The organism is Streptomyces sp. NPDC002730 (assembly GCF_042888805.1).
Lineage (GTDB): Bacteria > Actinomycetota > Actinomycetes > Streptomycetales > Streptomycetaceae > Streptomyces.
In genome coordinates, this window is record NZ_JBIAQG010000017.1 from 36,338 (window position 1) to 58,806 (window position 22,469).

24 protein-coding genes and 1 pseudogene are annotated in these 22,469 nt (G+C 69.6%); 7 read left to right on the top strand and 18 right to left on the bottom strand.

What is annotated here, in order from left to right:
- Window positions 1-249: 249 nt before the first annotated feature.
- The 13 genes from ACFYXH_RS35615 to ACFYXH_RS35675 form a co-directional block, all read right to left on the bottom strand.
- Window positions 250-360, bottom strand: a complete 111-nt coding sequence (locus tag ACFYXH_RS35615) for a hypothetical protein (protein ID WP_389572035.1) — start codon at window positions 358-360, stop codon at window positions 250-252.
- Window positions 347-1,108 carry a hypothetical protein gene (locus ACFYXH_RS35620; RefSeq protein ID WP_389572037.1) on the bottom strand — a complete coding sequence of 254 codons (762 nt, stop codon included), beginning with the start codon at window positions 1,106-1,108 and terminating at the stop codon, window positions 347-349. The genes ACFYXH_RS35615 and ACFYXH_RS35620 overlap by 14 nt, the downstream gene beginning before the upstream one ends.
- Window positions 1,095-1,436, bottom strand: a complete 342-nt coding sequence (locus ACFYXH_RS35625) for an MBL fold metallo-hydrolase (RefSeq protein ID WP_389572040.1) — start codon at window positions 1,434-1,436, stop codon at window positions 1,095-1,097. Before ACFYXH_RS35625 ends, ACFYXH_RS35620 begins: the two co-directional genes overlap by 14 nt.
- Window positions 1,437-2,093, bottom strand: coding sequence for a potassium channel family protein (locus ACFYXH_RS35630; protein WP_389572042.1), 657 nt, complete (start codon window positions 2,091-2,093; stop codon window positions 1,437-1,439). It abuts the gene before it with no gap.
- The gene (locus tag ACFYXH_RS35635) at window positions 2,090-2,749 is read right to left on the bottom strand and encodes a potassium channel family protein (protein WP_389572045.1); all 660 of its coding nucleotides are present in this window, start codon (window positions 2,747-2,749) and stop codon (window positions 2,090-2,092) included. The genes ACFYXH_RS35630 and ACFYXH_RS35635 overlap by 4 nt, the downstream gene beginning before the upstream one ends.
- Window positions 2,746-5,562 carry a cation-translocating P-type ATPase gene (locus tag ACFYXH_RS35640; RefSeq protein WP_389572048.1) on the bottom strand — a complete coding sequence of 939 codons (2,817 nt, stop codon included), beginning with the start codon at window positions 5,560-5,562 and terminating at the stop codon, window positions 2,746-2,748. The genes ACFYXH_RS35635 and ACFYXH_RS35640 overlap by 4 nt, the downstream gene beginning before the upstream one ends.
- A gap of 54 nt (window positions 5,563-5,616) precedes the next feature.
- Window positions 5,617-6,606 carry an Acg family FMN-binding oxidoreductase gene (locus ACFYXH_RS35645; protein ID WP_389572050.1) on the bottom strand — a complete coding sequence of 330 codons (990 nt, stop codon included), beginning with the start codon at window positions 6,604-6,606 and terminating at the stop codon, window positions 5,617-5,619.
- A 22-nt stretch (window positions 6,607-6,628) separates the two neighbouring features.
- On the bottom strand, window positions 6,629-7,534 hold the full coding sequence (locus ACFYXH_RS35650; RefSeq protein ID WP_389572053.1) for a universal stress protein: 906 nt from the start codon (window positions 7,532-7,534) through the stop codon (window positions 6,629-6,631).
- Window positions 7,535-7,667: 133 nt separating this feature from the next.
- Window positions 7,668-8,321: a DUF4389 domain-containing protein gene (locus tag ACFYXH_RS35655; RefSeq protein ID WP_389572055.1), complete on the bottom strand. Its 654-nt coding sequence runs from the start codon at window positions 8,319-8,321 to the stop codon at window positions 7,668-7,670.
- A gap of 5 nt (window positions 8,322-8,326) precedes the next feature.
- Entirely contained in the window at window positions 8,327-8,527 is a 201-nt protein-coding gene (locus tag ACFYXH_RS35660; RefSeq protein WP_389572058.1) for a hypothetical protein, read from the bottom strand.
- Between the two features lie 217 nt (window positions 8,528-8,744).
- Complete coding sequence (locus ACFYXH_RS35665; protein ID WP_389572060.1) at window positions 8,745-9,461, bottom strand: CBS domain-containing protein; 717 nt, start codon at window positions 9,459-9,461, stop codon at window positions 8,745-8,747.
- Entirely contained in the window at window positions 9,458-10,780 is a 1,323-nt protein-coding gene (locus ACFYXH_RS35670) for a nicotinate phosphoribosyltransferase (RefSeq protein WP_389572062.1), read from the bottom strand. The genes ACFYXH_RS35665 and ACFYXH_RS35670 overlap by 4 nt, the downstream gene beginning before the upstream one ends.
- Complete coding sequence (locus ACFYXH_RS35675) at window positions 10,773-11,399, bottom strand: CBS domain-containing protein (RefSeq protein ID WP_389572065.1); 627 nt, start codon at window positions 11,397-11,399, stop codon at window positions 10,773-10,775. The genes ACFYXH_RS35670 and ACFYXH_RS35675 overlap by 8 nt, the downstream gene beginning before the upstream one ends.
- Before the next feature lie 232 nt (window positions 11,400-11,631).
- Here ACFYXH_RS35675 and ACFYXH_RS35680 point away from each other — a divergent pair, with 232 nt between their 5' ends.
- From ACFYXH_RS35680 to ACFYXH_RS35695, 4 genes are all read left to right on the top strand, one after another.
- A complete protein-coding gene (locus tag ACFYXH_RS35680) occupies window positions 11,632-12,537 on the top strand; it encodes a universal stress protein (RefSeq protein ID WP_389572068.1) in 906 nt (301 codons plus the stop codon).
- Window positions 12,534-13,214, top strand: coding sequence for a universal stress protein (locus ACFYXH_RS35685; RefSeq protein WP_389572071.1), 681 nt, complete (start codon window positions 12,534-12,536; stop codon window positions 13,212-13,214). The genes ACFYXH_RS35680 and ACFYXH_RS35685 overlap by 4 nt, the downstream gene beginning before the upstream one ends.
- A complete protein-coding gene (locus tag ACFYXH_RS35690; protein ID WP_389572074.1) occupies window positions 13,112-13,387 on the top strand; it encodes a universal stress protein in 276 nt (91 codons plus the stop codon). The genes ACFYXH_RS35685 and ACFYXH_RS35690 overlap by 103 nt, the downstream gene beginning before the upstream one ends.
- A gap of 74 nt (window positions 13,388-13,461) precedes the next feature.
- The gene (locus ACFYXH_RS35695) at window positions 13,462-16,083 is read left to right on the top strand and encodes a cation-translocating P-type ATPase (protein ID WP_389572077.1); all 2,622 of its coding nucleotides are present in this window, start codon (window positions 13,462-13,464) and stop codon (window positions 16,081-16,083) included.
- A 226-nt stretch (window positions 16,084-16,309) separates the two neighbouring features.
- Here the strand turns inward: ACFYXH_RS35695 and ACFYXH_RS35700 are convergent, their stop codons facing one another.
- The 4 genes and pseudogenes from ACFYXH_RS35700 to ACFYXH_RS35715 all read right to left on the bottom strand — a co-directional run bounded on the left by ACFYXH_RS35700 (window position 16,310) and on the right by ACFYXH_RS35715 (window position 18,135).
- The gene (locus tag ACFYXH_RS35700; protein ID WP_389572080.1) at window positions 16,310-16,957 is read right to left on the bottom strand and encodes a CBS domain-containing protein; all 648 of its coding nucleotides are present in this window, start codon (window positions 16,955-16,957) and stop codon (window positions 16,310-16,312) included.
- Window positions 16,958-16,978: 21 nt separating this feature from the next.
- Window positions 16,979-17,443 carry a Crp/Fnr family transcriptional regulator gene (locus tag ACFYXH_RS35705; protein WP_389572083.1) on the bottom strand — a complete coding sequence of 155 codons (465 nt, stop codon included), beginning with the start codon at window positions 17,441-17,443 and terminating at the stop codon, window positions 16,979-16,981.
- Between the two features lie 105 nt (window positions 17,444-17,548).
- Window positions 17,549-17,873, bottom strand: a pseudogene (locus ACFYXH_RS35710) (flavodoxin domain-containing protein); the annotation flags it as partial.
- Between the two features lie 28 nt (window positions 17,874-17,901).
- Window positions 17,902-18,135, bottom strand: coding sequence for a hypothetical protein (locus ACFYXH_RS35715; RefSeq protein WP_389572085.1), 234 nt, complete (start codon window positions 18,133-18,135; stop codon window positions 17,902-17,904).
- 218 nt (window positions 18,136-18,353) lie between these two features.
- On the opposite strand from ACFYXH_RS35715, the gene ACFYXH_RS35720 reads away from it, so the two are divergent.
- The 3 genes from ACFYXH_RS35720 (at window position 18,354) to ACFYXH_RS35730 (ending at window position 21,165) form a co-directional block, all read left to right on the top strand.
- Entirely contained in the window at window positions 18,354-19,028 is a 675-nt protein-coding gene (locus ACFYXH_RS35720) for a CBS domain-containing protein (RefSeq protein ID WP_389572088.1), read from the top strand.
- Between the two features lie 360 nt (window positions 19,029-19,388).
- Window positions 19,389-20,864 (top strand): AAA family ATPase, encoded by a 1,476-nt coding sequence (locus ACFYXH_RS35725; RefSeq protein ID WP_389572499.1) that lies wholly within the window; start codon window positions 19,389-19,391, stop codon window positions 20,862-20,864.
- Window positions 20,865-20,970: 106 nt separating this feature from the next.
- On the top strand, window positions 20,971-21,165 hold the full coding sequence (locus tag ACFYXH_RS35730; protein ID WP_389572090.1) for a hypothetical protein: 195 nt from the start codon (window positions 20,971-20,973) through the stop codon (window positions 21,163-21,165).
- Window positions 21,166-21,239: 74 nt separating this feature from the next.
- Here ACFYXH_RS35730 and ACFYXH_RS35735 read toward each other — a convergent pair whose 3' ends face one another.
- Window positions 21,240-22,460 carry a nitrate/nitrite transporter gene (locus ACFYXH_RS35735; protein ID WP_389572093.1) on the bottom strand — a complete coding sequence of 407 codons (1,221 nt, stop codon included), beginning with the start codon at window positions 22,458-22,460 and terminating at the stop codon, window positions 21,240-21,242.
- Between the last annotated feature and the right edge of the window lie 9 nt (window positions 22,461-22,469).

Sequence of the window (22,469 nt, forward strand, 5' to 3'; positions counted from 1 at the left end):
TGCTCCCTCCAGGTGTGCCTCGACGGGCCGACGGCTGACTCTGGCGACATGGCTACCGTACCGGGCCAGTTGGCGCGGCGGCATGGGGAGCTCTGTGTTTGGCTGCTGGGTGACCGGTCGGGCGTCTCGTCGGGCAGCGACTGCAGGCGCGCAGACTGACACTGTGTGCGGCAGAGGGCAGGGTGGGTCATGGCGCGGGCCACCGAGCGATCCGGCGCCGAGCGGGCCCGCGCGTCCGAGCGGTCGGAATCAGCGGACCAGAACGGCCTCACCTGAGCGAGGCACGACCGTGGTCCAGCCCAGCTCCTGGTCGATACGGCCGCGAAGCGCCCCGGCGGCGCCGGGCTCACCGTGGACCATGTATGTCGTGCTGGGCGCGGGAGCGCCACGAAGCCAGTCGACGATCTGTCCCGCCGTTAATGTCGATCGACTCCTGGACCGAACGGGCCGCGAGGAAGGGGTCCGGGCTGATCGCGGCCACGCCCTGGGAGATGACGGAAGGGTGCAGCTCGGGAGCGCGGGCCAGGATCGCATCGCGATAGACGTCCAGTGCGGCCAGTGCCATCGGGCTGTCCACGTAGACAGGGACCGTGGCGGGCAGTACGCCCTCGCGCCGGAGAGCGGCGAGCTCATGGAGGACCACGTCGGTGCGGTCGAGGGCGAAAGCCGGGATGACGACGATGCCTCCTCGGCCGAGCGTCCGGGTCAGCACCGAGATGAAGCGTTCCCTGCCGGCCGCGTCGTCGTGACGGCGATCGCCGTACGTCGACTCCACCAGCAGCACGTCTGCCCCGGAGAACGGCTCGGCGGGGCGCAACAGGGGGTGCCCGGGCCGTCCCAGGTCGCCGCTGACAGCGAGAGTGTGTCCGTCCTCGAGAGTGAGATGCGCCCAGGCCGGGCCCAGGATGTGGCCGGCATGGTGCAGCGTCAGCGTGGTGCCCGCGATGATCTCGGTCTCGCTGTTCAGCGGTACCGAATCGAACATCTTGACCGTGTTGTCGACATCGGCGTCGTCGTACAAGGGCTTGGCCGGACGGTGCTTGGACCAGCCGTGCTCATTGGCGTGCCGGGCGGACTCGATCTGAAGCCGGGCGCTATCGCGCAGCACGATCTCCGCGAGCCGTGCGGTATGTGCGCTGGTCAGTACGGGCCCGCGGAAACCCTGCCGGACCAGACGGGGGAAGGTAGCCGCAGTGATCGAGGTGGGCGTGTGTCACGACCACGGCGTGGATGTCGGAGGCATCGCACGGCAGGCGCCGCCAGTTGCGCCGCCGGAGGTCGGCGAGCCCCTGGAACAGGCCGCTCTTCTTCCATGGCTGCACACTCCTTCGCTTCGCGGAGTGGGCCTCCACTGTCACACTCCGGGCGTCTCGTTCGGATGGGCCGACAGGTCCCGGCGCAGGGTCGTTGGGCTCGTTTCGGCCCAGTGGGCGCACTCACTGGAACGCCGAGTGGATCTCCTGCTCGGTGGCGCTGTGCGAGACGAGAAGCAACTCGTCACCGGGCTGGAGGCGGACGGCCGGTCCGGGCACGGTCGGCCGGCCGTCCCGTATGACGGTGGCGACGACGGTTCCGTCGGGCAGAGGGATGTCCGAGAGGGGTTTGCCGACTGCGCGAGAGTGCGTGGTGATCACGGTTTCGATGATGTCGACGCCCGCCTTGCTGAGGCGCAGCAGTGCCACGGTATCGGTGGCACCGGTTGCCTCCTCGATGAGGGAGATGAGCGGAGTGGCAGTGGGGACGGCGATGTCGACACCCCAGCGCTGGTCGAACAGCCAGGCGTTCTCACTGTCGTTGACGCGGGCCACGACGCGTGGCGCGGCACACTGCCGTTTGGCCAGCAGGCTGATGACGAGGTTGTCCTCGTCCTCTCCGGTGGCGGCGATGACGAGGTCGGCCGTGTGGGCGCCGGCCTGGTCCAGACACGCAGGTTCGCAGGCGTCCCCCAGGATGAGGTGTACGGCGAGCTGTCCCTGAAGCGCATCGACGCGGTCGGCGTCCGCGTCCACCACAGTGACGTCGTTCCCGGCGGCGGCGAGCACCTGCGCGATCTGGGTGCCCAGTCGCCCGGCGCCGGCGATGAGGGCCTTCATGTCCCCAGCTCCTTGTCGAGAAAGCCACGCAGACGGCCGAGCGCGGTGGCGGCGACGGCGAAGGTGACGAGATCTCCGGGCTCGGCTGCCGTGCCGTGGGCGGGCACCAGCGAGCGGCCCGCTCTGGTCACTTCCACGACACGGATCTCACTGTCGACGTCGAATTCGGCGAGCCGGCGCCCGGTGAGGTAGGCCGGGAGCTGCGAACGGACCAGGAGCGTTTCGCCGTTGCCGAAGGTGAGTTCCGATGTGAGATGGCGGTGCAGCAGCATCTGATGGATCTGGTTCACGGTCCAGCGGACACTGGCGATGGTGGGGATGCCCAGTTCCCGGTACATGTCGGCGCGCCATGGGTCGTAGATGCGGGCGAGCACGATGGGTACTCGGTACGTGTCCTTCGCGGTCCGCGCGGTGACGATGTTGCTGTTGTCCCCGGAGGTGACGGCGACGAGCGCGTCGGCGTGCTCGATACCCGCTTGCTCCAGCACAGCCCGGCTGAATCCGTTCCCTTCAAGGAACTGGCCGGGGAACACTGCGGGCAGCCGCCGTCGGCTGCTCCGTTCGCGGTCGACGAGCCGTACGTCATGGCGCTCCTCGGTGAGCCGGACGGCGAGTGCGGATCCCGTCCGGCCGCAGCCCACGATGATGATCCTCATCGCTTTCCTCCCTGCTCGACGGTTCTGGAGCTGTGGCGTTGCCGCAGCCACCACTTGCGGGCCTCATCGGCGGCCAGCGGCAGGGCGCCGAGTCCGGCGAGGACCGCCCAGTCCGTGACGGCGATGGGGGCCGTGTTGAACACGTTCTGGAGAAGAGGCCAATAGCTGATGCCCGACATCCAGACGAGTCCGATACCCCCGGCGGCAAGCAGCCAGGGATTGCTCAGCAGACCGGCCCGGAAGACGCTTTCGCGTTCCGTGCGCAATGTCAGGGCGATGAAGAACTGGCTGATGACGATCCCGGCCTGCACCAGAGTGATCGCCTCCCGGTAGACGACGTTGTCCTCGGTGAACTGGGAGTACGGAATGCCTGAACCGTTGACGTGCCAGAAGAAGACGGCGCACCCACACAGTGCCTGGATCCCGCCCAGGAAGAGGATGCGGCCCATCACGGCCGCCGAGAACAGCCTCTCGTGCCGCGAGCGTGGCGGACGGTCCATGACATCGTCCTCCGGGCGCTCGGCACCGAGGGCGAGTGCGGGCAGGACGTCCGACCCCAGATCGATGGCCAGGATCTGTACCGCGCTGATTGGAACCAGGGGGAACCCGGCGAAGGTCGCCGCGATGATCGGGCCGAGTTCCCCGATGTTGCTGCTGAAGACGTAGACAAGAAACTTCCTGATGTTCTGGTAGACGGAACGGCCCAGCCGCACCGCCGTGGCGATGGAGGCGAACGAGTCGTCGAGCAGCACCATGACGGCGGCTTCCCGGGCCACGTCCGTCCCGGACGCGCCCATGGCCACACCGATGTCGGCGTGCTTCAGTGCCGGGGCGTCATTTGCGCCGTCGCCCGTGACAGCGACCACCTCGTGACGCCGCTGGAAGGCGGTGACCACACGCATCTTGTGCTCGGGGCTGACCCGGCACAGCAACAGATCGCCCTGGCCGGCCAGCAGTCCGTCGAGGGCGTCGTCGTCCAGCTCGTTCAGCCGGGCACCGGTCACGACCGTCGGAGCGGAATGCCGCACGATCCCCACGCGCCGGGCCACTGCCTCAGCGGTCAGCGGATGGTCCCCGGTCACCATGACGACGCGGATACCGGCCCGGTGGCAGGCGGCGACCGCCTCTCGTACCTCGGGCCGCGGCGGGTCCAGCATGCCGACGAGCCCCAGGAAGGTCAGCCCCGACTCGACACCGTCCCGGTCGGGATGCGGGCCTGAGAGTTCCCGTCGGGCGGCGGCCAGGACCCGCAGTCCCTGCGTGGCCAACCCGTCATTGACAGTCATCACCTCTGCACGCAGCGCGTCGGTCAACGCGGTCACTTCGCCCTGCCGGTCGATGGCCGTGCACCGTTCGAGCAGCTCCTGGGGAGCGCCCTTGACACAGGCGTGGTAGCCGTCGGCCCCGGAGTGCACCGTGCTCATCAACTTGCGTACGGAGTCGAAGGGATACTCGCCGACGCGCGGAGCAGCCGCTTCTTCGGCGGCCCGGTCGAGTCCGGCCTTGGCGGCGGCGACGAGCAGCGCACCCTCGGTGGTGTCCCCGAGCACATGCCATCGACCGCCCTCGGAGGGCGGCACCAGACGAGCGTTGCTGCACAGCGCCGCGGTCCGCAGGACTGCACGCACGGGTTCGGGGTCCGTGACCTCACCGACTGGCTCGTAGCCAACCCCGGACACGGCGTGCATGACCCCTCTGGCCCAGACCTGGACGACGGTCATCTCAGCCTGCGTCAGTGTCCCGGTCTTGTCCGTGCACACCACCGTGGTCGAGCCCAGCGCCTCGACGGCGAGCAGTTGCTTCACCAGCGCATGGCGGCGAGCCATGCGCCGGACGCCGATCGCGAGGGACACGGAGAGCGTGGCGGGCAGCCCTTCGGGGACGAGTGCGACCATCACGCCGAGGGCGAAGACGAATGCCGACACGAGGTCCTGCCCTGTGGGCAGCCGTACGGCGAACAGAAGCGATCCGACGGCAAGTGCCGCACCCGCCACCCGACGCGCCATCGAGGCGACCTGGTGCTGCAACGGAGTCTTCTGCCGCGGTGCGGCGGCCGTGAGCTGGAAGATCCGCCCGAACTCGGTCGACCGGCCGGTGGCGAAGACCACCGCCTTTGCGGTTCCCGCCACGACATCGGTGCCCATGAAAACACAGTTGCGCGCCTCCAGGACCGGGCCCTGCTGATCGGGCTCGTGGCCGCGGCCGACCGCGTCGCTCTCCCCGGTGATCGCGGCGTTGTTCACGGTGATGTCGTGCGCCTCCACCAGGCGGCAGTCGGCGGAGACCGCATCCCCGGCCTCGAGAATCACCACGTCCCCCCGCACCAGCTCCCGCGCGGGCAGTTCCCGGAGCACGGCGTCGCGCAGCACGCGGCAGGTGTGCGGCACCATCGCCTGCAGCGACTCCGCCGTCCGCTCGGCCGAGTATTCCTGGGCGAACCCGATGGACGCGTTCAGGACCACCACTCCGAGGATCGCCACGGCGAGTTGCAGTGTGCCAGGGTCCCGTGGCTCCTGGAGTGTGTACGCGAGGGCGGTGATCGCCGAAGCGATGAGCAGGACGACCGCGAAGAGGTCCGTGAACTGGGCTGCCAGTTGCCGCCACATGGCCGGGTGCGCTGCGCGCGGGAGTTCATTGGACCCGAACCGCCGGAGCCTGGCGTCGGCTGCCTCGGTCGTCAGGCCACGGGGCGACGTGTCCAGCGCGGAATACACGCCGGTGGGCGGCAGCGTCCGTACGGCGGGGCCCTCGGCATCCGCCGAAGCTTCCCCGCCGGAGCCGCCGGGAGTCAGCACATCCGTCGGGGCGGCCACTACCGCGTCCCTGACGCGCGCCGACCCGGAAGGCGGGCCGGGCACCCGTGCGGGTCACGTGATGTCGAGGACATCGCTCACCGACCGGCGCGGGGTCGCGGGACCTTCGGGGCCGTATCCGAGGCGGATCACCATCTGTACGTGACCCATCGCCGACCCCGGGTCGCGTACGGCCCACCGCAGTTCCGGCCATTCGAGGGCCTGCGACGTCAGGGACGTGACCAACCCGTCCAGCGTGGCCTGGAGCAGAACCCGCTCCATCGCCTGACCCGCTCGCAGCCAGTCCTCCGCCCGGTCGTCGGCCGTACCGAGCAGCGCGAGGCGGGGCTGCTTCTCGAAAGTGGCGGAGCCACGGCCGGGAACGGGATGCCGGCCGGCGAAGTCCCGTATGGGAGCGGTGACATCGTGCTGACGGGGGCCGAAGGCATAGGCGGGGATTCCCTCCCGCCGCGAAGCGTCACCCTTGGCGCCCGTGTCGGTCCAGCGAGCCAGCTCATCCCGCACTTTGGGGTGGAGCGCTTCACGGCCCTCGGCGTCGTGCACCAGGTTCAGCACGGACTTCACATGCCATGCGTCGGGAACGTACAGCCGGGCGCCTTCGAGCAGGGCGGCGCCGCGCAGCCCGTCCAGGATGTCGTCCGGGATCTCCTCGTCGGTGAAGGGGTGGCGGCTGGTGTGCCGTTTGCGGACAGCCGGGTGGAGTAGGGCGAGATCGTGCTCTGGGCCCGCGGGATCGGCGAGGTTCACCTCGGCGAGCAGCCACGGATCGGAGGGGTCGGGGAGCAGTGTGGTGACCGGTTCCCGGCCGGCGTGCACGGCGGCCACGCGCAGATTGAACAGCGCGGCGGCGCAGCCGAGATGGACGGCACGGTGCGTCGGGTCCGACTTGGGCATCGTGCGCTCCGGATCGGCGCGCAGCTGCATCGTTCCGGTGCTGCTCAGGTACCGGAACTTCCAGGGCTGTGCGTTGTGCATGGACGGGGCTGCCGTGGCGTCCTCGACGAGGGCTGTCACGGTGGTCGAGTCGAGCGGTGGTGAGGGCACTTGATCCTCCTGCCGGGAGGGGTCAGTCGTGGGTGACGACGACGACGGGTGCGGCGCTGTGGTGCATGACCGCGTGGGCGACGGGGCCGATGTGCCCACCCAGGGGAGCCCGGCGGAGGCGCCGGCCGACGACCACAAGATCGGCGTCGGCCGCCGAGTACACCAATTGCTGCGCAGGCGAACCGATGAGAGCCCGCTCGACAACCTGCACCGACGGGAACTTCTGCCGCCATGGCAGCAGCATGTCGCTGAGGGCCTGCTCGACTTGCCGGCCCACTTCCAGCTGGATGCCGGGGTCGAGCGTCGGCGCGTAGCTGAACAGGAGAGGGAGCGTCCAGCCGTGTACGGCGCGGAGAGTGCAGCCACGCCGTGCGGCCTCGTCGAAGGCGAAGGCCAGGAGCTTGTCGCAGGATTGGTAGATGTCCAGGCCGACGACCATGTCGCGGTACACGGATGCGGCGTCGGTCTGCTCGGCGCCGCCGGACCTGGTGCGGGACTCCTTGTCGTGGTGCTTGGGGGCCCGTACCAGCACGACCGGCTGCTCGGTGGCACTGACCGTGGCCATGCCGACCGAGCCGATGAGGAAGCCCATGATGCCGCCAAGACCCCGGGAGCCGAGCACCAGCATCTCCGCCTCACCCGCCTCGATGGGCAGGGCGGCAGCGGGCCTTCCGGAGAGCCGTCGTGTGGTGATCTTCAGTCCGGGATGGCGCTGCCTCAGCTCGTCGGCGGCATCGGCCAGAACCTTGTCGGCCCACTGCTGCTGCACTTCGGGTCCGACCATGGGTATGGCGGTGGTCGTGGGCCACTCCTCGGCGTGAAAGAGGTGCAGGGGCACTTCGCGCAGCAGTGCCTCCCGGGCAGCCCATGCGGCGGCGGCACGGCTCTCGGGCGACCCGTCCAGGCCGACGGTCACGTTGCGAGTCATGGTGCGGACCTCCTCAGGGGCCGCGCGTGCGGCCACAGTTCCAGCGTCTTGGTCCGGCCGCCGTGACAGGAGGGGCCGAGGGGCCCCCGATGGGACCGACCGGCCCTGGTGCCCCGCGCGGGACTTCCTCTGATCACGGGCGGTCGGCCGGATCCGCGCCACCCATGTCCAGCCGGAACGGCGGGTACTCGTCCGTCATCAGACCCGCGTACGCGGCGACCCGCAGCACCCACCGGTTCAGCCCCATGATCAGGTCGAAGAGGTCGCGCGGATATTTCTCGGTGAAGGCCAGGACGACGGCCGCGATGACGGCGAACACGGAGATCAGGCCCACGTTCCACCATGCGGCGTGGAAGCCGCCCATGAAGAAGCCGATCACGATGTAGTGCGGGATGGCGAGCAGCCACCACTTCACCAGAACCAGGCCCCGTGACAGCCGCTCCGGGTAGGCGATGTCCAGTCGGGCAGGATAGCCGGGCTCCTCGGCGAGGCTGAACGGCGGATACCGGTCGGTGCCCAGTGCTCCGTACGCGTAGTACGAGACCCGCCAGGTCCAGCGCAGCACTCCGACGTTGAAGTCGAACAGCGACCGCGGATAGCGCTCGGTGAACAGGATCGCGAAAAACGCGACGATGGTGACGAGGACGAAGGCGATCCACAGGAAGAACAGCACGAGGTAGTGCGGGATCACGAGGATCCACTTCACCAGCCACAGCCAGCGCGACAGCGGCGAATCGAGCGCCGCCTCCACTCTGACGGGCCGGTACGCCGCGGGAGTCGTCGTCATGGCGGTCAGCTCCTTGTGCCGGGTGCCGCCCTGGTCAGCTGCCGGCGAAGCCCGAATGAGGCCAAGGTCAGCAGTGCCGCGGCAAAAGCGGACAGAATGATGAGATTGCGCAGGATGTCGGTGACGCCGCCGTTCTGGGACAGCAGGACGGTCCAGGAGTCGACGGCCCATGCGTGCGGCCGGCATGGCCGGCGGTGCGCGGCCACCCGGGCACGAGGGCGAGCGGCCGCACAGCTTGCCAAGGCCGGCGCCGACAGTGAGGGTGCGTGGTGCGCTCACGGAAGCGCCCGACGAGGTCGGTGCATCGCAGCACCGCGGACTCCGCTCGCGGCGGCGCGTGAGGCGTTGCTGGTGCGGGGCGGTGACACGAGGGCCGGGCGGGCTGCTCCGACAGGGCCGGTTGGCCCGGCCTGTCGTCCGGGGTCACCAGGGCCACCCGTACTTCGTGCCCTCCGGCGGCGTGAGCCCGGAATCGTTGACGCGTGAAGAGAGGCGGTCCACCACCGACACCACTCCGTCCAACCGCTGAGTGAGCTGCAGTACGACAGGGATCTGACTGTGCCGCTTCAGTTGCCCCTCCAGAGTGACCACCCCGTCGACGACATGGACATCGATCAGGTTCGGCGCCAGCCCCAGCACGTCCTTCAGCACGTCTTCGATCACGTGGCGGCGGATTTCGGAGTCGGGGCGCAGAAACACCTGGAGAAGATCACGCCGTGTGACGATGCCGACCAGGCGGTCTTCGGCGTCCACCACCGGAAGCCGTTCGACGCCGCGCCGGAGCATCGTCCGGGCGGCCTCGGCGACTGCGTCTTCGGCATGGACGGTGATCGCGGGTGCGGACATCAGCAGGCCCGCGGTGAGGCCTTCCCGCTTGTCGTCCCGCGTGTCCGCGGTCGAGCGGGCGGTCCGGCCGTGCCGAGGTTCCTGCGGTTCCTCGTCCGCTCCTCCGGCTGACGCCTGACGGACGAGAAGGTCGCTCTCGGAGACGACCCCGAGCACTCTGCCGTCGTCGTCGAGGACGGGCAGTCCGGTGATGTCGTGCTCGGCGAGCAGTTTGGCGACATCTTTGAACGGCGTGGCAGGCGTGACCGAGATGACCTCGCCCACCATCACGCTTGCGACCTTGCTGAGTTTCATGTCCGTATCTCCTCCTCGATACGGCGACGTACCACGGCCGTCATGGCCGCCAGCCGCCTGGATGTGACCGGGCGGATTGGTTCGGGGCTGTGGATACGCCGTGCCGATGCCGGGAGAGCGGCGAGGTCGGCGTCGAACCGCGCGCGGGCGTCCGACAGGCGGTCCGGCGTCCCCCAGCCCCCGCGCATGACCGTGCAGAGAAGAGGTTCCGCGCCGGGTGGTGGGTCCTCGTTCCACACGCCGATCACGTCGGCGCGGCCGGACCGGCGGAAGACCTGCTTCGGCGCGGGGGCCGTCACCTTCGCGGAGGAGAGCTTCATGACCGGCCGCCCTTCGTACTCCACCAGTTTGTACGCCGCGTCGAGGTAGGGCGCGTCCGCGGCCACGCCGACGCGGGTACCGACGGCATACACATCGATCGGGACGCCGGCCCGCACGAGCTCGTCCACTGCGTACTCGTCCAGGCCACCGCTGGCGATGATGCCGACGTCCGTGAGGCCGCCGGCGTCGAGAATGTCCCGTGCCCGGCACGCGAGAGCCCCGAGGTCACCGCTGTCGAGACGAATGGCGCAGCCGGGACCGCGCCCGAGCTCCTTGAGCACCCGTGCCGCGATCGCGACTCCGCCATCGGTGTCGTACGTGTCGACAAGGAAGGTCACCGGTCCGGGATGGGTACGCGCGAATCCCCGGAACGCCTCCTCCTCGCCCGGGAAGGCCTCAATGTACGAGTGAGCCATGGTGCCCGAAGCGGGTATGCCGAGCCTCGTCGCCGCGGCCACGTTGCTGGTGCCCGCGAAGCCGACCAGTGCGCCCAGCCGGGCGGCCTGGAATCCTGCCTGCGGCCCGTGCGCGCGACGCAGTGAGAAGTCCACCACGGGCCGCCCTGCGGCTGCGATGACACAGCGGGCCGCCTTGGAGGCGACCGCCGTCTGATGGCACAGCTGAGTGAGCAGGAAGGTCTCGACGAGCTGTGCCTGCGGCAGTGGTGCGGTCACTTCCAGCAGCGGCTCTCCGGCGAACACGAGCCGCCCCTCGGGGACAGCACGCACCTCGCCGTCGAATCCCAGGCCGAGCAGCAGCTCAAGGTCCAGGGCCGGCCGGTGCAGGGCCTCGGCGAATTCCTCCACGTCGTGCGGACCGACGCGGAAACGGGACAGGTAGTCGAGCGACGGCTCCAGGCCGGCGGCCACCAGGAACCCGCGGCCGGGCGGCAAGTCCCGCACGAACAAACTGAAAGTGGCTGGAGCGCGCATCCCTTCCCGCAGGTAGGACATGGCCATCGTCACTTCGTACAGATCGGTCGTGGTCACCTCAGACATTGCGGTCGCCGCCCTTCGCAGCCGCGGAGTCGTCCATGTCGTAGGTGAGTCGCTCGATCACATCCACCACTCCGTCGACGCTCTCGCACAGCCGCAGGGTGATGGGGATGAGGCTCTTGCGCGCCACAGTGCCGCTGAGAGTGACTCTGCCGTCGGTGACCTCGACCGTCAGCGCAGAAGGCGGCAGACCAAGGGTGTGGGTGACGACGTCCTCAAGGATTTCCTCCTGGATCGCCAGGTCCCGCCGCAAAAACAGCTGCACGAGGTCGCTGCGGCTGATCACGCCGACCAGACGGCCCGATTCGTCGACCACGGGCAGCCGTTTGATCCTGTTCTTCTCCATGATCCTGGCCGCCCGGACCACGCTCCACCCCGGCTGCGCGACGATCGCCGGACTGGACATGAGGCCCTCGGCCGCGCTGGATGTGCCTCTCGATGTCTGTCTGCGCAGCAGGTCGGCCTCGGAGACGACTCCGACCGGCCGCTCGTTGTCGTCGATCACGGGTACGGCGGTGATGCCGTATTCGTCGAGGAGGCGGGCGATCTCTTTGAACGGGGTGCCCCGCTGCACGCTCACAGCCGTGGGGGACATCAGGTCTGCGACACTGCGGTGCCTCATGGCGCGCCAGTCCTTTCCTTCACCTGCCGGATCAGGCCGTCCTGCATGCCAGCGTGGAACGAATCCCGCCCGCGCGCACAGGGCCGAGAGGTCCTCGGAGCGGACCGAATGGATCAGCCTCGGCCGGACAGGGACCTTCGGCCCTGCCATGGACCCCTGTGGCCCTCTCCATGCTGATCTCGTGGTGACACCGTGAGGAGTGATCCCCGATGGAACTCGGCAAGGAGGAGCCATGGGCGGCAGCACTGTGGGCGGCCCGGAACTCGGGACAGTGGTCGTGGGCGTGGACGGTTCGGCGAATGCGGCGACGGCTGCAGACTGGGCCGCGGCCGAGGCCGACCGGCGGGGGAGGCCGCTGCGCCTCCTGTACGCCGCCGACACCTACCGGAAAGCCCTGTACGCCTCGGTCGAGACCGTCGAGCGCGAGCGCCAGCGCGGGCGCGACGTGCTCAAGGACACGGCGGACCGGCTGGCGGAGCAGTACCCCGAACTGCAGATCAACAGGGAATTGAGCCAACGGGAGCCGATCGTCAGCCTGCACGACGCTGCTGGCAACCACGGCACGATCGTCGTGGGCAACCGCGGCTACGGAGGGTTCGCCGTGTTGCTGCTCGGCTCCGTCGGACTCCGCGTGGCGGCGGGTGCGACGGTCCCTGTAGTGGTGGTCAGGGGCGCAGCACAAGGGGCGGAGACCGGTGTGGTGGTGGCCGCCGTCCGCGACGAGGACGACTTCGACTGCGTCCGGCACGCGGCGCGCGGCGCGGAACTCCGCAAGGCATCGCTGCGTCTGCTGAGCGTCTGGCAGGTGCTGCGGTACGTGGGCAGCGTGGCCACCATGCTGGACGGCATCGACGAGATCGCCAAACAGCACCTGCAACGTGTTTCGGTGGTGGCCGACCGGATTCGGGATGAATTCCCCGAACTCGCCGTGACCGCGGACGTGGACGAGGGCACATCAGTCGCCGGCGCTCTCGTCGAGGCATCGCGTCACGCCGACCTGCTCGTCATGGGCGGCCGGCGGCCGCCCGACGCCTTCGGCCCCACGCTGGGACGGGTGACGCATGCGGTTCTGCACCACGCCGAATGCCCCGTGGAGCTCATTCCGCGCGAGAGCAAAAAACGCCGGGAGGAACAGTGACAGCCCTCGCAGAGCGCCGCGAGATGATCGTCGGCGTCGACCCGCAGCACCGGTCCCGCCCCGCACTTGCCTGGGCCGCCGACGAGGCCCACCGCAGGCACCTTGCCCTTCGGCTGCTGCTGGCCGTGCCGCCGTTGCACGACACACGCCACGTCGATGCCACCGGGCACCACATCGAGCTGCGGCGGCGAGGAGACGAGGCGCTCACCTCCGCTGCCTCATGGGCACGGGCTCGGCACGGGAAGCTTGAGGTGATGACGGACTTGCTCGACGGGGTTCCCGCCCCGGCGCTCTGCCGCCACTCGGAGCAGGCCCGGATGGTGGTCCTCGGCTCGCGTCGGCTGGGCCGGGCGGAGGAGTTCTTCAGCGCGAGTTCGGTGGTGGTGCCGGTCGGCGCACAGTCCCACTGCCCGGTCGTCGTCGTGGGAGAGCCCGAGCATGTGACGCAGCAGCCGCCCTACCTGGTTGTCGGCGTCGACGGCAGTCAGGCTTCGCGCGCCGCCGTCGCCCAGGCCTTCGAGGAAGCAAGCCTGCGGGGGCCGGCCTGCGTGCCCTCTGGATCTGGCCGCCACCGGTGGTCTCGTTCACGGGCGAGGCGGAGGCGATGCGGGAGCGCCGACGGCTGCTGTCGGAAACAACGGCGGGCTGGTCGGAGAAGTACCCGGATGTGGCTCTGACGCACGAGGTGGTCCGCGGACATCCGGTCGAGGAGCTTGCGCGGGCCTCCGCGCATGCACTGGCCGTCGTGGTCGGCTGCCGGGGCCGGTACACCGGCATGCGGCTGGGATCGGTCGTCCACGGCCTGCTGCACCGAGCGCTCTGCCCGGTGATCACGGTTCCCACCCCGTGAACTGCGGCCCACGAAGCACGCGATGACCTGATCCGCTTCACACCGGCCCCGTCGCCGTCGATCGGAGCACCCACGTGACCTCGCACCCCGCCCGCACACCGCCTGTCACCGACGAGCGCCGTCGAGGGCTCACCGAAGAGGATGCGGCACGCCGCCTCGCCGAATACGGCCGCAACGAGGTGGCCGCGCGGAGAACCGTGCGCCTGCACACGCGCGTGGTGGCACAGCTCAGGGATCCGCTGATCATGGTCCTCCTCGGGGCCGTGGCACTGACCGTGGCGATCGGGGACCACGCCGACTCCGTCGTCATCGCCCTCGTGATCGTCGTGAACACCACGGTGGGAGTGATCCAGGAGGTCAGAGCCGACAACGCAGTTGCCGCACTCTCCGCCATGTCAGCACCGAACGCACGTGTCCTGCGCGGCGGTTCCGAGCGGGAGGTGCCCGCGGCCGAAGTGGTCCCCGGCGATGTACTGGCACTCGGCGAAGGGGACATCGTTCCCGCAGACGCGCTCCTCAAGCAGGCATCGGCGCTGCTCCTCGACGAGTCCATGCTGACCGGTGAATCCGTACCAGTAGACAAGGACCTGCGCTCCGGACGGCCGGGGGCGGCGATGCTGAGCGCGGGCACTGTCGTGGTCCGGGGCAGGGGCATCGCGACGGTGACCGCCACCGGGACCGCCAGCGCACTGGGCCGCATCGCCGCACTGCTGGAAGGGCGACTCGAGGCGACACCTCTGCAGCGGCGTCTGGCCGCACTGGGACGGGTTCTCGCCGTGGCCACCCTGGCACTGTGTCTGCTGGTGTTCGCCCTTGGCCTGATACGTGGCCTGGCACCGGGCACCATGGCGGTGACCGCGATCAGCCTTGCCGTCGCCGCCGTACCCGAGTCGCTCCCGGCCGTCGTCACGCTGGCACTGGCCCTCGGCGCGCGGCGCATGGCCGCACGCCACGCCGTCGTACGACGCCTCCCCGCCGTGGAGACGCTCGGATCGGTGACCGTACTGGCGACGGACAAGACCGGCACTCTCACCGAAGGCCGCATGGTCGTCGAGCGCATTTGGACACCCGAGGGCGCCGTCGACTTCACCGGCACTGGGTACGAGCCGTCCGGCGACGTACGCGTCGACGGCCGGGCAGCGGAGCCCGCCGAACTCAGGCCCGTACAAAAGCTGTTGACCATCGCAGCGCTGTGCAACGACGCCGCGCTGCGCCCACCGGACGAACCGTCCGACGACACCGGCACCCGCTGGACTGCCCTCGGCGACCCCACTGAAGCCGCGCTGCTGACGGCCGCGGCCAAAGCGCGCTGCGAGCAACCGAGCACGCTGCACCAGACCTACCCGAGGACCGACGAAGCACCGTTCGACAGCCTGCGCAAGCGCATGAGCACACTCCACGGAACGCCGTCAGGGCAAGTGATGGTGTGTCTGAAAGGCGCTCCGGAAGCAGTCCTCGACCCCGCTGTGCTCGACGAGCCCGCGCAGCTCCTCGATCGGGCCCGGGATGAGGCAGCGCTGCTCGCCGCGGGGGGATACCGGGTGCTGGCTGTGGCCTGCGGCGAGCGGACCGAGGCTCCGGCGCGGGCAGCGGACGCCGAATCGGGGCTGCGGCTGCTAGGCCTGGCGGCGATCAACGATCCTCCGAAGCCGGCGGCAGCCGCCACGCTGGCCGCGTGCCGGGCCGCGGGCATCACGCCCGTGCTCATCACCGGTGACCATCCCGCCACCGCACGGGCCATCGCCACGCGCGTCGGTCTGCTGTCCCGCGACAGTGAGCCGGGCGAGGTCGTCACAGGTCAGTCCCTTGCGGCGGGAGCCGTGGACGACCTCAGGGCGGTAAGGGTGTTCGCCCGCACGGACCCGCAGCAGAAGCTGGACATCGTCGAAGCCTGGCGCGACCACGGGGACGTGACGGCGATGACCGGTGACGGCGTCAACGATGGACCCGCACTACGACAGGCGGACATCGGCGTCGCCATGGGGCGGCGAGGCACCGAGGTGGCGAGACAGTCGGCCGATCTGGTGCTCACCGACGACGAGTTGTGCACCGTGGTCGCGGCGGTCGAGGAGGGGCGCCGCGTGTACGACAACATCCGGCGCTTCCTCGTCTACGGACTCGCCGGGGGCACCGCAGAGATCCTGGTGATGCTCGTCGGCCCCCTGCTCGGATTGTCACTGCCGCTGCGGGCGGGGCAGATCCTGTGGATCAATCTCCTCACCCATGGCCTGACCGGGGTCGCGATGGGGGCGGAGCCAGTGTCCCCGCGCGCCATGCACCGGCCCCCGCGCCCGCCGCATCAGCACGTGCTGGGGCACGGCCTGTGGCAACGGGTGCTCTTCCTCGCAGCCGTGGTCACCATGGCAAGCCTCGCTGCAGGCCTCTCGGCCCGTGCCGTGGATGCCCCCTGGCAGAGCGTGCTGTTCCTGTCCCTGCTGGCCGCACAGCTCGGGGTCGTCATGGGGCTGCGGGACCGCCTTCTCACACGGGAAAACCTCTTCCTGCCGGCGGCGGTGCTCGCCTCGGCCGGTCTCGCGGCGGCGGCTCTGTACGTACCGTTCCTGCGTTCGGTACTTGAAACCGAGCCGCTCGGCGGGACGGATGTCGCTGTGGCCGCGGCCGTGGGTCTGGCCGGTTTCGCCGCCGCCCGGCTCAGCAGGCAGCCATGGCTGCGGCGATTGGTCGTCAAGCAGTAGTCGTCAAGCGGTACGGGAGAGGTGGGGCCGAGCGGCACCGACGGTGGGACTGTTCGGCCCTGGCAGCAGCGCACGCCCCGTGTTTCCATGGAATTGACGGAAAGGGCCCTGGACGAGGACGTGGAGAAGCGGCTCGTGGCCGTGCACCACGCAATCAGGATCCGCGAGAAGCGGATGGGCCCTTTTCGCCTTGACGTGCCCGGACCGAGGTTGTCGTGCTGATGCCTCAGGGCGCTGGGGGTGCCTGGTTGTTGAGGCTGAGGCGGACCTCCACGACGCCTTCGACCGCGCGGGCGGCCCGGGCAAGCAGGGAGACCAGCGCCCGGTCCCTGAGGTTGCCGTGAAGGGTGACCACGCCGTCGGTGACGGAGACTTCCACTTGTGCCGCGGGCGGAAGGTGCTGGATGACGGTACGACGGATCTCGTCGGCGATGGCCTCGTCGGGCCTGAGGAACACCTTCAGCAGGTCGCTGCGGCTGACGACACCTTCCAGCAGGCCGACATCGTCGACCACGGGCAGGCGCTTGACGCGACGGCGCGCCATGATGCGTGCGGCCTCGGCGACCGTGGCGCTCGCGTGAACGGTGACGGCCGGGCTCGACATCAGCTCCTCTGCGGAGACCGCCCTCGCCTTCGCCATGTCGGACAGCGGCCGGTCCGCCTGTGCGGGGTCGTCGAGGCGGTACTCCTCCTTGGGGAGCAGATCGGCCTCCGAGACCACGCCGATCACACGGCCCTCGCCCTCCAGTACCGGCAAGGCACTGACCTTCCACTGCTCCATCAGCTCCACGATCTCCTTGTAGGTCGCATGGCGCCCCACCGCGACTGCGGTGTGGGTCATGACATCGCTCACTGTGTGCGGGGAATCGGGCATGGCGGGGCTCCCGGACGCCGGTCACAGAGTCATGCCGCTGCCGTGAGGCGCGTACAGATCGAGCAGGCGGATACGGGCGGCATGCAGCCGGTGAGCAAACACCCTGCCGACCCAGTGTCCGATCGCGGAGCCGAAGGCAGGGTCGGCATCCATCATCATCCGCACCGTTGACGCGTCGAACTCCTGGGCGCGTACGGGTGTCATGGCCTCGGCGCCGAACTGCCACACATACGGTGGGAACAGCCAGGACCAGCCCACGAGTTCACCGAAGCCCAGGTTCTCGATCACTGCCGGGCGCCGTCCCGGAACTTGGATGTCGAGAGCGATAGTGCCGGACTGGATGATCCAGAACCGGTCGGCGGGGCGGCCTTCTTCGAAGATACGGGTCCCTTCAGAGAATTTGACGTCCCGGGTGATGCCCAGTAGCCGGGCACGGTGCTCGGGGGACAGAACGGCGGTCATACGGGTGGGGGAGGGGGTACTCATTGCTGGGCCTCCGTTTCGAGCGCGCGGCTTCCTCGCTGATGACCGGTGAGCCGTCCGGGCCGCACTCGCCGGTTTCTCCTGCGGGGCCGCTGTCCGTGCTCAGCTTCAGTCACCCGATCGGCGCCGGGGAAGGGCCGGGCGGCCCTGTCCGCGGCCCGACAGGCCCAGTTCTGCCCCGCTTTGGTAATCGCGGTCGTCCGCCGGCCGTCCACCGAACGTGACGTGCTCCAGCGCTCCCAGTCGACGCTCGACCTGGCGGACGCCGCGCACGGCAGGGATGTCCCGTTCCAGAGCCGACGGGTCGAGGGGGCCACTGCTACAGCCACAGCGGCCGCCCGGCCAGAGCATGACGGTGGCGCCGGGCAAAGCGCCGTGCATCCCGGTGCCAGCGCCCCATGCGGAGCGCGCCTCCGAGTACGACGGCCTCGTACGGGCGCATGTGGTGCGAGTCATTGTGATCACTTCTCCAGCCGCCCGGTCAGGGCCACGACGCGGTCACGCACGTCGACACGGACTGTCTCGGGCGGGAGCCAGAGCGCACGCATCAGCACGTCGTCAATCACCTCGCGGCGGATCTCGGCATCGGGCCGCAGGAAGACCTGGAGCAGTTCGCGTCGCGTGACGATGCCGACGAGGCGGTCCTCGGTGTTCGGGTTTTCGACGACGAGTTGATCGCCAAGGTGGGCTCGCATGATCACCACCGCTCCTGCGAGCCGTCTCTGTACCCCCAGTGCCACGTGTGGTGTGCCGGCGCATGGGTCGAGAAGCCCGGGTCCCGAGGGCCGGACGGGCCGGTCTCGGCCCGATCGGCCCCAGATGGGGGCCGGACGGCTCATCCGATGACGGCCGGTCACTGACAGGCTTGATCCGTGACAGTGACTGGCTGTCACGACGCCGAAGGGAGGGCGGAATGCACCACCGAACAGTCGGAGAGCTCATGACCCGGAAGGTCGTCCGGGTGCGGCGCGATGTGCCGTTCAAAGAGATCGTCAGGCTGCTTGCCGAGAACGATGTCACTGCCGTACCCGTCGTGGATGATCTGGACCGCCCCATGGGTGTGGTGTCCGAGGCAGACCTGCTGCGCAAGTCGTCCGGCCAGTCCGACCCGTCGGGTCGGGTGCCGATGCCGCATCCGGAGGCGTGGGAGCGAGCCAAAGCCGAGGGAGCCCGCGCCGAAGAGCTGATGTCGGCTCCGGCCGTGTGTGCGCGTCCGGATTGGACCGTTGTCGAGGCGGCTCGCCTGATGGCAGTACAGAACGTCAAGCGGCTGCCCGTGGTGGACGCGGCGGACAGGCTGCAGGGCATCCTGAGCCGCAGCGACTTGCTGCGGATCTTCCTGCGCCGCGATGACGCCATCCGCGACGAGATCAACGGGGATGTGCTGCAGTCGACGATGCGCCTCGGCCCTTCGCAGGTGACCGCGGAGGTGCACGAAGGGCAGGTCACGCTCGGCGGGTCCGTCGACGTCAAGAGTCTGATCCCGATCATTGTGCGGCTGTGTCGGAGCGTGGACGGCGTGGTTTCGGTCTCGGAACGCATCGCGTACCGGACCGACGACACTGCGAGTTCCGCCAGCAGTACGTAGGCGGTCCGTGGCGCCGCACTCCGTGGTCGAACAGACGATGTTCGCGAAGCGGCGGTCTGGTGCTCCACGACGGCCGGGCCGCGCGGCGACGGCCAGGCTGACCGCGCCCTGGCCGGTGAGATCGCCCAGCCCCTTGGGCCCGAACCAGCGCGACATCGCGGACCGTATGCGCTGAGGGGTGGTTTGGGGTACTCCTCGACATATGCCCCCGAACGGGGGACGACCGCACGCTGGACAGCACAGGCGGCCGTGAATGAGCCGACCACCACAGGGAGGCGCACGATGTCCACGCACCGAACCGACGCATCCGTGCTCCGGACAGGCACCGGCATCGATACACCGCCGCTCTCCCGAGCAGAGGTGTGCGAGACCCATACGGCGGTCGTTTTCTTCGTCGGCGATCGCGCCTACAAGCTCAAGAAGCCGGTGGACCTGGAGTTCCTGGACTACTCCACCGTGGCGGCTCGGCGAGCCGCGTGCGAGCGGGAACTTGCTCTCAACCGTCGCTTCGCCCCCGACGTCTACGTGGGCCTGGGAGAATTTCGAAGCCCGGGCGCGGACACTCCAGAAACCCTCGTTGTGATGCGCCGCATGCCGGCGGAGCGCCGCCTCTCCCGGCTGGTGAGTGAAGGCGTCCTCGTCGACGATGCCCTGCGGACCGTAGCCCGGCAGCTCGCCACCCACCACGCGGATGCGCCCCGCAGCCGGGACGTGGACGAGCAGGGCACCCGGGACGCGCTGTCGTCGCGCTGGGAAGCGAGTTTCGCGCAGGTCCGCGCTCTGACCGACGACGGACACGCTCCGGACGACGTGGAGGAGGTCGAGCGGCTGGTGCGCCGCTACCTCGCGGGCCGCAAGCAGCTGTTCGACACGCGCATCGCGCAGGGGCGGATGGTCGACGGCCACGGCGACCTGCTCGCCGAGGACATCTTCTGCCTCGACGACGGCCCCCGCGTCCTGGACTGCCTGGAGTTCGACGACCACCTGCGCTACGTCGACGGCCTCGACGACGCGGCATTCCTCGCCATGGACCTGGAACAGCTGGGAGCCCCGGAGGCCGCAGGGCTCTTCCTCGCCCAGTACAGCGAGTACTCCGGAGACCCGGCACCGCCGTCCCTGCGGCACCACTATGTCGCCTACCGCGCGTTCGTCCGTGCCAAGGTCTCCCTGATCCAGGCCCGGCAGGGCGCGCCCGGCGCGGAGGCCGCGTCACGGCGACTGGTGTTGACGGCGCTGCGTCACCTGCGGACGTCCGCTGTCGGCCTGACGCTCGTCGGCGGGCTACCGGGCAGCGGGAAGTCCACACTCTCCGGCGCGCTGGCTGATCGCCTCGGCGTCACGCTTCTCAGCAGCGACCGCCTCCGCAAGGAGCTGGCGGGCATCCCGGCGGAACAGTCCGCGGCGACCGGCTACGGCGAGGGCCTGTACACACCCGAGTGGACCGCCAAGACCTACGCGGCCCTGCTCGACCGTGCATCCGCCCTGCTGTCCTCGGGAGAGTCCGTCGTCCTGGACGCCACCTGGTCCGATGCGGAACAGCGCGAAGCTGCCCTGGGCATGGCCGAACGCGTCAGCGCCCACCTGGTTGCCCTGCACTGCCAGGTTCCGGGCGAGGTGTCGGCGGCCCGCCTGAGTACGCGCGCCCCCGGAGCATCCGACGCAGGACTCCACGTGGCCACCGCCATGGCGAGCAGGGAATCGCCATGGACGGAGGCCGTCACGGTCGACACCAGCGGTCCCTTGGAGGCCGCGGTCGTCCAGGCGCTGGCAGCCGTACGCCCTTACGGCACCGGCCGGGCCCCAGTCTTCCGCCGCCCCTGCATGGAACCGGACTGAGGAGAGGCGCGACGATGCAGCCGGCGGCCTCATCGCCGAAAGGGACGGTTACCTGGGAAGACCCAGCCGAGCTGGGCGGCTGCGATCCGTTGTATGGAGGCGCTCGATGACACAGAACGTCGCCCCGAACGTGTACGAACGACTACGCCTCTCGGAGTCCCAGGTGCAGGTCTTGGCCCAGGCCGTCCGGGTACTCGCCGAGGGCTTGGAGGAGATCCCGTCGAAAGACACGAAAACGGCGGAGCAGGCAGCCCGAGGAGCGCGGCTGGCACACGGATTCCTGCTCTCCCAAGTGCTGTAGATGTCGGGGAGCAGCTGACCGAGGAAGCTCTCCGGGCGGACGCGACGGACAACGGGCAGGCCTGGCTTTCCAGATCATGCCTGAGCTGTCGCATGGGCACGTCGGCGCACGACGGTCGCGGTCAGCGCGCCCGCACCGGCGGAGGTGATGGCGAGCAGCACAAACCCCCACGTGTAGTCGTCGGTGATGCTCTTGACCACGCCCATCACCAGGGGCGGGAAGAAGCCGCCGAGCCCGCCCGCGGCGCCGACGACTCCGGTGACCGCGCCGACGCGCTCCGGCGGTACCAGCCGGGCGACGAGTGCGAAGACGGCGCCCGAGCCCGCTCCCAGGCCGGCTGCCGTCCCGAGGAAGGCGAGCGTCCCGACCGGGACCAGGGCTGCTTCGAGCGCCGCGACCAGCGCGAGCGCGCAGATCATGGCGTACGTGGCGACGAGCACGGGTACGGGGTGGATCCGGTCGGAGAGCCACCCGCCGACCGGGCGCATGGCGACGGCCATCACGACAAAGCCTGCTGTCCGCAGAGCGGCGTCGGAGCGCCCGAGGTCGTACGCGGTGGTGAGGTAGGTGGGCAGGTAGACGCTGAACGCGACGAAGCCGCCGAAGGACATGGCGTAGAGGAAGGCCAGTTGCAAGGTGGCGGGCATCCGCAGCGTGGCCCGTGTGCGCGCCAGCAGCGACCCGGCCCCGACTGCACGTCCGGGCCTGTCGCGAAGGAGGAGGCGGGCCGCCAGGGCATAGCCGGCCAGGAGACCGGCGACCAGATCGAAGGGGAAGCTTCGCGCGAATGCATCGGCCAGCTGGACGGTGGTGAAGGACGAGAGGGCGGTGCCGCCGGTGCCGATGCCGAAGATTCCGAGAGCCAGTCCACGTCGCTCGGGCGGGTACCAGGCGTTGACGAACGGCACGCCGATGGCGAACGTCGTGCCGCCCAGGCCGAGGAAGAAGCCACCGGCAAGCACCTCGGCCAGGGAGTCGGCCAGATGGCCCAAGTAGAGCACGGGAAGGATCGTCAGAGCGGCGACGATGGGGAACATCCGGCGCGCTCCGATGCGGTCGGTGAGGGCACCGACGGGGATCCGGCCGAGCGAGCCGACGATCACCGGCACCGCGACGACGAGCGACTGTTGGAACGAGGTGAGGTCCAGCTCGTCCCGCAGCGTCGGGCCGAGCGGGGCCAGCAGAGCCCAGGCCCAGAAGCAGAGCATGAACCCGGCGGTGGCAAGAGCGAGCATCCGTGCCGGCTGCGGAGTGGCCGCTGCATTGGTTGGTTGTCTCTCGGGGCTCCGGCTCATCGCACTTCC